General features: G+C 73.1%; 12 protein-coding genes. 5 read left to right on the forward strand and 7 right to left on the reverse strand.

The annotated features are described in order from the left end of the window. Nucleotides 1-36: 36 nt before the first annotated feature. Genes AB0F71_RS28335 through AB0F71_RS28345 form a run of 3 tightly spaced genes read right to left on the reverse strand, consistent with a single transcriptional unit; the run spans nt 37 to nt 2,998 of the window. Nucleotides 37-1,035, reverse strand: a complete 999-nt coding sequence (locus AB0F71_RS28335; protein WP_360239739.1) for an adenosine deaminase — start codon at nt 1,033-1,035, stop codon at nt 37-39. A gap of 47 nt (nt 1,036-1,082) precedes the next feature. Beyond that, nucleotides 1,083-2,408, reverse strand: coding sequence for an MFS transporter (locus AB0F71_RS28340; RefSeq protein WP_360239742.1), 1,326 nt, complete (start codon nt 2,406-2,408; stop codon nt 1,083-1,085). Further along, nucleotides 2,405-2,998 carry a metalloregulator ArsR/SmtB family transcription factor gene (locus AB0F71_RS28345; protein ID WP_360239745.1) on the reverse strand — a complete coding sequence of 198 codons (594 nt, stop codon included), beginning with the start codon at nt 2,996-2,998 and terminating at the stop codon, nt 2,405-2,407. The genes AB0F71_RS28340 and AB0F71_RS28345 overlap by 4 nt, the downstream gene beginning before the upstream one ends. A gap of 160 nt (nt 2,999-3,158) precedes the next feature. Between AB0F71_RS28345 and AB0F71_RS28350 the strand changes: the two genes are divergently transcribed. Continuing rightward, the gene (locus AB0F71_RS28350; protein ID WP_360239748.1) at nt 3,159-3,440 is read left to right on the forward strand and encodes a DUF6158 family protein; all 282 of its coding nucleotides are present in this window, start codon (nt 3,159-3,161) and stop codon (nt 3,438-3,440) included. Between the two features lie 123 nt (nt 3,441-3,563). Next, nucleotides 3,564-4,952: an NADP-dependent succinic semialdehyde dehydrogenase gene (locus AB0F71_RS28355; protein ID WP_360239751.1), complete on the forward strand. Its 1,389-nt coding sequence runs from the start codon at nt 3,564-3,566 to the stop codon at nt 4,950-4,952. An 84-nt stretch (nt 4,953-5,036) separates the two neighbouring features. On the opposite strand, the gene AB0F71_RS28360 is transcribed toward AB0F71_RS28355, so the two are convergent. Continuing rightward, nucleotides 5,037-5,318 carry a hypothetical protein gene (locus AB0F71_RS28360; RefSeq protein WP_360239754.1) on the reverse strand — a complete coding sequence of 94 codons (282 nt, stop codon included), beginning with the start codon at nt 5,316-5,318 and terminating at the stop codon, nt 5,037-5,039. Nucleotides 5,319-5,367: 49 nt separating this feature from the next. Then, nucleotides 5,368-6,399 (reverse strand): Ku protein, encoded by a 1,032-nt coding sequence (locus tag AB0F71_RS28365; RefSeq protein ID WP_360239757.1) that lies wholly within the window; start codon nt 6,397-6,399, stop codon nt 5,368-5,370. Between the two features lie 403 nt (nt 6,400-6,802). Here AB0F71_RS28365 and AB0F71_RS28370 point away from each other — a divergent pair, with 403 nt between their 5' ends. From AB0F71_RS28370 to AB0F71_RS28380, 3 genes are all read left to right on the forward strand, one after another. Next, a complete protein-coding gene (locus tag AB0F71_RS28370) occupies nt 6,803-8,128 on the forward strand; it encodes an amino acid permease (protein ID WP_360239918.1) in 1,326 nt (441 codons plus the stop codon). Between the two features lie 725 nt (nt 8,129-8,853). Beyond that, on the forward strand, nt 8,854-9,510 hold the full coding sequence (locus AB0F71_RS28375) for a transglycosylase SLT domain-containing protein (RefSeq protein ID WP_360239760.1): 657 nt from the start codon (nt 8,854-8,856) through the stop codon (nt 9,508-9,510). Nucleotides 9,511-9,756: 246 nt separating this feature from the next. Further along, nucleotides 9,757-10,761, forward strand: coding sequence for a glycosyltransferase family 2 protein (locus tag AB0F71_RS28380; RefSeq protein ID WP_360239763.1), 1,005 nt, complete (start codon nt 9,757-9,759; stop codon nt 10,759-10,761). Between the two features lies 1 nt (nt 10,762). On the opposite strand, the gene AB0F71_RS28385 is transcribed toward AB0F71_RS28380, so the two are convergent. Beyond that, entirely contained in the window at nt 10,763-10,963 is a 201-nt protein-coding gene (locus AB0F71_RS28385; protein ID WP_360239766.1) for a hypothetical protein, read from the reverse strand. Continuing rightward, nucleotides 10,960-11,331, reverse strand: a complete 372-nt coding sequence (locus AB0F71_RS28390; protein ID WP_360239769.1) for a hypothetical protein — start codon at nt 11,329-11,331, stop codon at nt 10,960-10,962. Before AB0F71_RS28390 ends, AB0F71_RS28385 begins: the two co-directional genes overlap by 4 nt. Between the last annotated feature and the right edge of the window lie 175 nt (nt 11,332-11,506).

Genomic DNA, 11,506 nt, shown 5'->3' on the forward strand with positions numbered 1-11,506 from the left:
AGCCCGTCCGGATCAGGGGTTTGCCCGGATCGCCACTCAGCCGTCGATCGGGTCGAAGGTGAACCGCTCGACCTCGGCGAGGAGTTCGGCCCGGCGGCGGTCGTCGATGAAGGAGGCCCGGAAGGAGTTGGCGGCCAGCCGGCGCAGGGTCTCCTGGTCGAGGGCCAGGGCCTGCCGGACGGCGCGGAAGTTGTCCTCGACGTAGCCGCCGAAGTAGGCCGGGTCGTCGGAGTTGACGGTGACCAACAGGCCGGCGTCCAGCATCTCCCGCAGCGGGTGGTCGGCGAGGGTGTCGATGCAGCGCAGCCGGACGTTGGAGAGCGGGCAGAGGGTGAGCGGGATCTGCTCGCGGGCCAGTCGGGCGACGAGTTCGCCGTCCTCCAGGCAGCGCAGGCCGTGGTCGATCCGCTCCACGCCGAGGACGTCCAGCGCCTCGGTGATGTACGAGGCCGGGCCCTCCTCACCCGCGTGGGCGACCCGGCGCAGCCCGGCCTCGGAGGCCCGGCGGTAGACCTCGCGGAACTTCGCCGGCGGGTTGCCGACCTCGGCCGAGTCCAGGCCGATGCCGGCGATCCGGTCGAAGTACGGGCGAGCGGCCTCGAAGGTCTCCAGGGCGGAGTCGGCGGACTCGTCGCGCAGGAAGCACATGATCAGCTGGGTGCTGATGCCGTACCGCTGCTCGCTGCGCGACAGCGCCCTGGTCAGCCCGTCCACGACCACGCCGAGCGGCACCCCGCGCGCGGTGTGCGCCTGGGGGTCGAAGAAGATCTCCGCGTGCCGCACGCCCTGTTCGGCGGCCCGGGCCAGGTAGGCGTCCGCGAGGTCGGCGAAGTCCTGCTCGGTGCGCAGCACGGCCATCAGCGCGTAGTAGAGGTCGAGGAAGGACTGGAGGTCGCTGAACGAGTACGCCTTCCGCAGGTCCTCCGTGTCGGCGTACGGCAGGTCGACGGAGTTGCGGGCGGCGAGGGCGAAGGCGAGCTCGGGTTCGAGGGTGCCTTCGATGTGCAGGTGGAGTTCGGCCTTGGGAAGCGGCATGTGCGATCTGTCCGAGCTGTCGGGGATTGGACGTGAAGATACGGAATTCATCCTATGATCTCCCCGATCTTCGGGGGCGCCGTGGGCAGCTCCCGGAGGGTGCGCAGCGGCGAGAACAGCGGCAGCGCACCGGCCACCACGAGCAGGCCGGTCATCACCCACATGGTGGGCCGCAGGCCGATCGCCTCGCCCAGCGCGCCGCCGGCCAGGGCGCCGAGCGGGATGGTGGCGTGGACGGCGAACATCGAACCGGCCGCCACCCGGGTGAGCAGCCCGGGCGGGGTGTAGGACTGCCGGAAGCTGCCGAGCACGACGTTGCAGAACACCACGGCCGCGACCACCCCGAGCGCGCCGAGGACGTACAGCGCCGTGCCGAGCCCCGGCCCGGCCAGCGGCATCAGCAGCCCGAGCGGGACGGCGCCGAGCAGTACGGTCCGCACCGCGCGGGCCGTACCCAGCCGGCCGCACAGCGGGCGGGCCGCCGCCGCGCCGAGCACCCCGCCGACCGCGGCGGCGGAGGCGAGCGCGCCGACCCAGCCGGGAGCGATCCCGGCCTCCCGGACCAGGAACAGCGCCAGGATCGCCTGGTAGCCCATGAGCGCGAAGTTCGCGGCCGCGCCGAAGCAGAGGAAGGCGCGCAGGTAGGGGTCGCGCAGCAGGAAGGACAGCCCCTCGCGGACCTGCCGGCGCAGGCCCGCCCGCTCCGCCTGCTCCGCCGGCTCCATGCTCTCCGCCCGATCCGCCGGCTCCGGCCGGGCGCGGATCCGCAGCAGGGTGCCGGCCGCGATCAGGAAGCTCACCGCGTCGATGAGCAACCCGGCTGCCGCGCCGACGAGTTGGACGGCCAGCCCGGCCAGCCCGCGGCCCGCGACCTCGGCCGCCGAACCGCTGCCCTGGAGCTTGGCATTGGCCTCGATCAGGTCCGCCGGGGCCACCAGCTCGGGCAGGTACGCCTGGTCGGCGGCGTCGAAGAACACCGAGCAGACCCCGCCGAGGAAGGCCACGGCCAGCAGCTGCGCCAGGGTGAGGACGCCGAGCCACCCCGCCACCGGCACGCTGGCGAGGAGCACCGCGGAGCCGAGGTTGCAGGCGATCATCACGCTCCGCCGGGGCGCCCGGCCGACCCAGACCCCGGCCGGCAGGCCGAACAGCAGCCAGGGCAGCCAGATCGCGCTGGTCAGCAGGCCCGCGGCGAGCGGCCCGGCCCCCAGGGTGAGCACCGCGACCAGCGGCAGCGCGACGGTGGTGACGCTGCTGCCCAGTCGGCTGACGGTCTGCCCGGCCCACAGCAGCCGGAAGTCCCGTTGGGCGAACAGGCCCCAGCGCGAACGGAGTTCGGGGCCCGCGGCGGACCGGGCGAGAGTGGCGGTCACGGCCGCGCCGGGACGCTGTGGGCGAAGGCCAGGACGGTCTCGCGCTCCCGCCCGTCCTCGGGCACCGGCCGCCGCGCCCACTTCTGGATCACCTCGTGCAGGTCGGCGGCCAGCTCCCGGGCCTCCTCGGGGGTGAGCCGCAGCCAGGCCTGGGTGGCCACCGAGCAGCCGTCCCGCCAGTCGGGGCCGTACCCGCCGCGTCGCGCGGACCACTCGCGGACCAGCTCGACCTGGCGCTCCAGCAGGATCGATCCGGCCGCCTCGGCGACCGCCTCGGTGACCGGGTCGCCGTCGAAGTCGGCCCTGGTCCAGCTGAGTTCGCGGTCGGCCAGCCGCCACCAGCGCTCCCGCCGGTCCCGGGCGAGCTCGGCCGCCTCCTCGATCAGTCCGCTCTCGGCCAGCACCTTGAGGTGGTGGCTGACATTGCCCACCGCCTGCCCGGTGCGCTCGGCCAGCCTCCCGACGGTGGCCGGGCCGTCGACCTTGAGCAGGTCGATCAACCGGCGGCGCAGCGGGTGGGTGAGGGCGGCGAGCACCCGGGAGTCCTGGATCTCCCGGGCGCCGCGCGGTTCGTCCGTCGTCTCGTTCATGCCGGGAGGGTATCCAAAAGAGCTCTTGTACGACAGCTCTTTTGCAATTCCGCTTCTACAATTCCCCTTGTCCATCCGGTTCGCCCCGGACGATCGCGTGCACCGGCGGCGGTCGGCGGGCACCCTGGAGGAAGGGGACTTCCGCCGAGGAGGCACCGCGATGCAGCACGCCGACGACCCGCACATCCGACCCGCGGGCATCTCCCCGCACGCACTGGGCAACGACACCCTGCTGCACGAGCTGGAGCAACTGCACCGCACCCGCCACGAGACCTTCCTGTACGGCTCGGAGGAGGCGCTGAAACGGCACACCCTGCGGACCGGCCAGCTGGAGGCCGAGTACCTGCACCGCTTCCCGCTCCGCCAGGTGACCGCGGCCCGGACCAGGGCCGGAGCCCGGGCCCGGGAGGCGGCCGCCCGCGTGGAGTCGCTGCCCGAGTGACACCCGCCGGCACCCGCCGGCACCCGGCGGGACACGCCGGGCGGCGGTGGCTCGCCCCGGGGCGGGGCGTCGGGGAGGGTGTGAGGGCAGAGCACCGGACCCGACCCCCATTGGGAGCCCCGCATGCCCATCGCCAGCGTCAACCCCGCGACCGGGGAGATCATCCAGACCTTCGAACCGCTCGACGCGGCCGGGATCGAGCAGCGGTTGGCCCGCGCCGAAGCCGCCTTCCACAGCTACCGCAGCACCCCGTTCACCGTCCGCGCCGAGCTGATGCACCGGGCGGCGGACCTGCTGGACCAGGACCAGGACGCGCTCGCCCGCACCATGACCGAGGAGATGGGCAAGCCGCTCGCCGCCGCCCGGGCCGAGGCCGCCAAGTGCGCCAAGGCGATGCGCTGGTACGCCGACCACGCCGAGGCGCTGCTCGCCGACGAGCACCCGGCCCCCGCCGACGTGGCCGACAGCGGCGCCTCCCGGGCGTATGTCCGCTACCGCCCGCTCGGCCCGGTGCTCGCCGTGATGCCGTGGAACTTCCCGTTCTGGCAGGTGATCCGCTTCGCCGCGCCGGCCCTGATGGCGGGCAACGTCGGCCTGCTCAAGCACGCCTCCAACGTGCCGCGCACGGCGCTCGCGATCGAGGAGCTGTTCCGCCGGGCCGGCTTCCCCGAGGGCTGCTTCCAGACCCTGCTGATCGGCTCGGGCGCGGTCGAGGGCGTGGTCCGGGACAGCCGGGTCGCCGCCGTCACCCTCACCGGCAGCGAGCCGGCCGGGCGGGCGGTCGCGGCCGCCGCCGCGGACGAGGTGAAGAAGTCGGTACTGGAGCTGGGCGGCAGCGACCCGTACGTGGTCCTGCCGAGCGCCGACCTGGACGCCGCGGTCGCCACCGCGATCCGGGCCCGGGTGCAGAACAACGGCCAGTCCTGCATCGCCGCCAAGCGCTTCATCGTGCACACCGACGTCTACGACCGCTTCACCGCCGCCTTCACCGAGGCGATGCGCGCACTGCGGATCGGCGACCCGATGGACGAGGCCACCGACGTCGGCCCGCTGGCCAGTCGCCAGGGCCGGGACGACCTGGAGGAACTGGTCGAGGACGCCCGTACCCACGGCGCCCGGGTCGAGTGCGGCGGCAACCGCCCGATGGGCTGGGACACCGGCTGGTTCTACGAGCCGACCGTGCTGACCGGCATCACCCCGGCGATGCGGATCCACCAGGAGGAGACCTTCGGCCCGGTCGCCACCGTCTACCGGGTCGCCGACCTGGACGAGGCGGTGGCGCTCGCCAACGACACGCCCTTCGGGCTCAGTTCCAACGTCTGGACCACCGACCCGGGTGAGCAGGAGCGCTTCGTCCGCGACATCCAGGCCGGCGGGGTGTTCTTCAACGGCATGACCGCCTCCCACCCGGCGCTGCCCTTCGGCGGGGTCAAGCGCTCCGGCTTCGGGCGGGAGCTGTCCGGGCACGGCATCCGGGAGTTCTGCAACGTCACCACGGTGTGGATCGGCTGATCCCTCCCGGAGCCGCGACGCCTCCGGTGCGGGTCCGGGCGCGGGTGCGGGCTCGGGCGCGGGCTCGGTCTCGGGCCGGTCGGGTCAGGCCACCGTGCGATGCCTGCCCCGGCCGGGCGTCGCCCAGCGGGCGACCATGCCGACCAGCGCGATGAAGGTCAGCAGCCAGAAGAAGGCCATCAGCCCGATCATCGGGTCCCACTCCGTCTGGACCTCGACCATGAGCAGGCCGATCGAGAGCGCGACCATGAAGGTCACCACGGTGGGGCTGAGGCTGAGCAGCCAGCGCCAGGCCCGGTGGCCCAGGCTCGGGTTCTTCGGGGCCTCGGGCCCGGTTTCGAGTTCCTTGTAGGTGAGCAGGTCCATTCGGGATCGCCTCCGGTGCTGGGTGAGGGGGAGGGGCCGGCCCGCGCGGTCAGGAGGCCTTGCGCGGAGCCGCGGACTTGCGGGTGGTGGTCTTCTTCGCCGTGGTGGCCTTGCCGGTGCCCGCGGCCTTCCCGCCGGCGGCGGTCTTCTTCGCCGTGGCGGACTTCGTCGCGGTCTTCGTCGCGGTGGCGGTCTTCGTCGCGGTGGTCGTCCGCTTCGCGGCGGCGCGCTTGCGGGGCGCCGGCTCCTCCTCGGCCGGTTCCTCCTCCGCCGGTTCCTCCTCGGCCGTGGCCGCCGACGCCCGGCCGCCCTTGGCCCGCTTGAGGCTGCTGCGCAGCGCCTCCATCAGGTCGATCACGTTGTCCGGCGCCTCGCCGGGCTCCTCCTCGTGCGGGAGCTCGACGCCCTCCAGCCGGGCGGTGATCACCTGCTGGAGCGCCTGCTGGTAGTCGTCGTGCAGCTGGGAGAGGTCGAAGTCCTCGGAGAGGGTGTCCATCAGCGACCGCGCCATCTTGAGCTCCTGCGGCCGCACCGTGACGTCCTCCTCCGGCGCGATCCCGGCCGCCGGGCGGACCTCGTCGGGCCAGATGCAGGTCTGGAGCACCAGCGTCCCGTCGTGCACCCGCAGCACCGCGGGCGACTCCCGGGTGCGCAGCGCGATCTTGGTGACGGCGATCTGCCCGGACTCCACCAGCGCGTCGCGCAGCAGGGCGTACGGCTTGGCGGCGGCCTTGTCGGCGACGCCCACGTAGTAGGCCTTGGAGAACATCAGCGGGTCGATCTCGGTGGCGTCCACGAAGGCCAGCACGTCGATGATCTTCTTGCTGGGCAGCGGCAGGTCGGCGAGGTCCTCGTCGCTGAGCGTGACCGTCCGGCCGTCGGGCGACTCGTACCCCTTGGCGATCTCCGCGTACGGGACCTCCTTCTCCTCCCGTTCGCAGTACCGCTTCATCCGCACCCGTCCGCCGTCCTTGGCGTGCACCTGGTGCAGCGGGACGTCGTGCTCCTGGGTCGCGGAGTAGAGGTGGACGGGGATGCTGACCAGTCCGAAGCTGATCGTCCCCTTCCAGGTGGTCTGCATGGTTCCCACTGTGCGCGCGATCGGCCGGATCGGCCACTTGCTCCGGCAGGGCCCTGGCGGGTTCCCGCCAGGGTGACGCTGCGTCAGATTTGAGGCTTTCCCGCCACTTCTCCACCCGCTCTGACCTGGCCTTTTGTGTCCGGTGAGCGAACAGTTATCTCTCGGCTGTTCCGATACCCGGGCGTAGAAGTTAGGTTGCACCGCAATGCGCGGGTCTGTCCCCCACCTTTCGGCACGACGAGCCGAGGGTCATGCCGCGCTGGAAAGGCAGAAGGCACCCTCCATGAGTGCGGACACCACCAAGCAGGCGGCGGACACCACCCAGGTCCCCCACCAGCTCGGCCCGGTCGGACACGGCGGCGACGGCCACCTGAAGGCCGGGCTCAAGAACCGACACCTGTCGATGATCGCGATCGGCGGCGTGATCGGCGCCGGCCTGTTCGTCGGCTCCGGCGCGGGCATCGCCTCCACCGGTCCCGGCATCCTGCTCTCCTACACCCTGGCCGGCGTGCTGGTGGTGCTGGTGATGCGGATGCTCGGCGAGATGGCGGCGGCCGACCCGCAGAGCGGCTCGTTCTCGGCGTACGCGGACCGCGCGCTGGGCCGCTGGGCCGGCTTCACCATCGGCTGGCTGTACTGGTTCTTCTGGGTCGTGGTGCTCGCCGTCGAGGCGACGGCCGGCGCCAAGATCCTCAACCACTGGGTGCCGGGCGTGCCGCAGTGGGGCTGGGCCCTGATCGTGATGGCGGTGCTGACCTCCACCAACCTGTTCTCGGTCGCCTCCTACGGCGAGTTCGAGTTCTGGTTCGCCGGGATCAAGGTGGTGGCGATCGCCGCGTTCCTGGTGATCGGCACCCTCGCCGTCTTCGGCGTGCTGCCGGACACCCACGCGGTCGGCGCCAGCAACCTGACCGGCCACGGCGGCTTCCTGCCGCACGGCGTGGGCGCGGTGTTCACCGGCATGCTCACGGTCGTCTTCGCCTTCATGGGCAGCGAGATCGTCACCCTGGCGGCCGGCGAGTCGGAGGACCCGGAGAAGGCGGTCAGCAAGGCCACCAACAGCGTGATCTGGCGGATCGGGATCTTCTACCTGGGCTCGATCCTGCTGGTGGTCACCCTGCTGCCGTGGGACTCCGCCGCGGTGAAGGACAGCCCGTACGTGGCCGTCCTCGACCACGTGGGCATCCCGCACGCGGGCCAGGTGATGGACGTGATCGTGCTGACGGCGGTGCTCTCCTGCCTCAACTCCGGGATGTACACCGCCTCCCGGATGGCCTTCTCGCTCGGCCAGCGCGGCGACGCCCCGAAGGTCTTCGCCACGGTGAACTCGCGCGGCGTGCCGATGGTGGCCATCCTCTCCTCGGTGGTCTTCGGCTTCATCGCGGTCTTCTTCAACTACACCTCGCCGAACACCGTGTTCGCCTTCCTGCTGAACTCCTCCGGGGCGGTCGCGCTGTTCGTCTGGCTGGTGATCTGCGCGACCCAGCTGCGGATGCGCAAGATCATCGAGCGTGAGATGCCCGAGCGGCACACCGTCCGGATGTGGCTGTACCCCTATCTCACCTGGGTGGCCATCGGCATGATCGGCTTCGTCGTGGCGTACATGTTCACCGACAGCGACGGACGCAAGCAGATGTACCTGTCGCTGGTGGCCGCGGCGATCGTGCTCGGCGCCTCGGCCGTGGTGGGCCGCCGGCGCCGACGGGCGGCGGTGGCGGCGGGGTCCTGAACCCGTCCGCCCCCGCGCGGGAACGCCGGGCCCGGGAGCCGTTGCGGAGGCTCCCGGGCCCGGTGCCGTTCCATGCCCGGACGAGTGCGTGCCCGGACGAGTTCATCCGCGGACGAGTGCATGCGCGGACGAGGCCGGGCGCGGACGAGGCCGGGCTGGCCGGTCGCCCGCCGCCCGACCGGCGATCGGCAACCGGTCGGTCACGCTGCGTCGATGTCGGCACCACGAACGTGTGAGCCCGCCCACAGGGGGTTTCGCATCTACGGTCCTGGATAGTTGTCGCGCTCCGCCCGTACCGCCCCGGGCACCGAACGCCGCACCCCGACCGCCCGCCCGGCCGCCGGGTCCGCCCCGAAGAACCCAGGCCATGGAGCCTTCCGGCCCCGCCTTCCGTCGGCACCCCAGCCCTCGACCCCCGAACACCCAAACCGGACAAAGCGCCACAAACACACCGACACACCGGCTGGCAACCGCCCGCCCGGCCACTACTCGTCGTAGTAGCGAGCCCCTTTGCCACCCGTCCCCGGCCCTGCCAAGAATGGCCCGTCGCCAGGCAGCGCCGGCCGGCCCCGTCCGCCGTGCGCAGCCCGCCCGCCCCGCCGCTCTCGGCCGGGGCGCCACGGCCGTCCCGGACGGCCGCGCGGGCCCCGCTCACCCGGAGCCCGTGCGATGCCCCGCGCCCAGTGCCCCGGCACGGCCCCCGACGGAAAAGGACCGCCCGCTCCATGCAGCTCAGCCATGCCCGCCGCAACTCCCTGATCACCGGCATCGCCACCCTCGTGGTCGCGAGCGCCGCCACCGCCGCGCTCGCCATCCCGCAGGCCGGGAACACCGCCGAGGCCGCCGCCCCCGCGGCCGCCGTCTCGGTGGACGGCAAGCCGGTGGCCGACCAGGCGCAGGCCGACACCGCTGCCGCTGCCCAGCAGGACGCCCAGGCGGCCCAGGAGGCCCAGACGAAGGCCGAGGCGGACGCCAAGGCCCAGGCCGACGCCCAGGCGCAGGCCGCAGCCGACGCGAAGGCCCAGGCGGACGCGAAGGCCCAGGCCGACGCCGCCGCCTCCCGCTCGCAGCAGCGCCAGAGCCTCGCCGCCCCGACCGGCACCCCGCAGCAGATCGCCGCCCAGATCGTGCCCGCCGGCCAGCTGCAGTGCTTCAGCAACATCGTGGCCCGCGAGAGCAGCTGGAACCCGATGGCCGTCAACGCCTCCTCCGGCGCCTACGGCCTGGTCCAGGCGCTGCCGGGCAGCAAGATGGCCTCGGCCGGCTCCGACTGGAAGACCAACCCGGCCACCCAGATCAAGTGGGGCCTGGACTACATGAACTCGCGCTACGGCAGCCCGTGCGGCGCCTGGGCGTTCTGGCAGAGCCACCACTGGTACTAAAGCTTGTTGCGGAAGGTATAGGCCGACCCGGCCCTGCCCTCCGCCGTACCCGCCCCGGGCCCGCGACGCACCCCGCGTCGCGGGCCCGGCGCGCGTCCTGCCCGGCCTGTCGCCACCTGGCGTGGACGCGTCCGGAAGGCGGCGTGAAGATATGGCGTACGCTCGTACGATTTGCCACTGATTGCTCGCAATTACGCACCGTCAGCCCTTTGCCACGGTTCGCGCGCCCTCTTACGCTCCGGCGTCATGCCCTCACCCCTGATCAGCGTCGTGCTCCCCGCCTACGACCAGCACGGACAGCTCGCCGACTGCCTGGACTCGCTGCTCGCCCAGACCCTGGCCGACGTCGAGGTGATCGTGGTCGCCGACCGCTCCCCCGAGACCGCGGGCGGGCTGGCCGACGCCTACGCGGCCCGGCACCCCCGGGTGTCGGTGCTGCACCTGAACGCGGCCGTCGGGGTCGGGGTGAGCCGGAACGCGGGCGCGGCGCGGGCCACCGGCGAGCACCTGCTGTTCCTCGACGCCGACCATCTGCTGCCCCGGGACGCCCTCCAGGCGCTCGCCGACCGGCTCCGGCAGACCGGCCCGGTCGACGTCCTGTTGTTCGGCCACTCCCGCCGCCACAACGACCGCGACTGGCCGGGCGGCGCCGAGGCCCTGCTCGCCGAGGCCGGCCCCGAGCCCTTCGCCCCCTTCGACCGGCCCGAGCTGTTCGGCGCACCCCCGCTGATCTGGGACCGGCTGATCCGCCGCGGCCACTGGGAGGAGCTCGGGCTCGCCTTCCCCAACGGCCGCTACGAGGAGATCCCGGTGGTGCACGCGGCGCTGCTCGGCGCCCGCAAGGCCGCCGTCCTGGCCCGCGAGTGCGTCCAGCTGCGCCGCCGGGAGACCGTCCACCCGGCCGGCGGGCCGGGCAGCAGCGTGTTCGACCTCTTCGAGCAGTACGAGCGCAGCTTCGCCCTGCTGGAGGACCAGCCCCACCTTTACGCGGTCCGCGACGCCCTGTTCGTCCGGATGATCCGGCACTACCTGTTCGTCTTCGACCTCGCCGGCTGCGTCTCCCGCGCCGAACGCCCCCAGTTCTTCCACCGCGCCGCCGAGCACCACCGCCGCTTCCAGCCGCCCGGCCACCGCAAGCCGGCCGGCCGTGAGGGCATCAAGTTCTCCCTGCTGGCCGGCGGCGCCTACCCGGCCTTCGAGGTCGCCAAGCTCTCCCACATCGCCCGCGGCACCCTCACCGGCCGCAAGTAGCTCAGCCGGCGTGCGCGGTTCCGCCCCCGGCGGCCATCGCGGCGGCGATCCGACGGGCCCGCTCGGCCCACAGCTCGGCGGGCAGCGGCGGCAGCACGTCCATCCACAGCGGCAGGGTGGAGCCGCGCAGCTGCCGCATGCCCTCGGGCCGGGCGATCAGCCACAGGTGCAGGTGCGCGGCGCCGTCGCCCCAGCGGTTCACGTGGACCGGCCGATGCCGCCGAGCGACAGCACGGCCCGCTCGACGCGCTGGAGCATCGGGCCGAGCCCGGCGGACAGCTCGACCGGCAGGTCCAGCAGGTCGTGGTGGGCCCGGGGCCACAGCAGCAGGGTGACGGGCAGGCCGCTCGGCACGTCGGCGCCGCCGAGGCGCCAGTGCTCGTCGGTCCAGAGGAAGTCGGAGTCCGGGCGGGCGCACTCCCGGCAGTGCTCCGGCCCCTCCTCGCCGTGGCGCGGCGGCTCGGGCAGTTCGGGCGCGCGCAGCTCCCGTACGGTCAGCTCGCCGTCGTACGGGAAGATCTCCCAGGACGGCGCGCCGTCGGCGGGGACGGCCTGGGGCGTGTCTGACAATTCCCGCCGGGCGCGCGACGCTCCCCCAGCCTTCGGCCGGGAGGTACCCCCAGGGCACAAGCGCACCTCGCCGCGTTGTCGTCAGTCGCCGATGGCCCCCAGCCTTCGGCCGGGAGGTGCCCCCACCGCAGGGACTCCCTCCTCCGCCTTGCGATGCACGCACCCCAACGCCGCA

Source organism: Kitasatospora sp. NPDC028055 (assembly GCF_040637885.1).
Taxonomy (GTDB): domain Bacteria; phylum Actinomycetota; class Actinomycetes; order Streptomycetales; family Streptomycetaceae; genus Kitasatospora.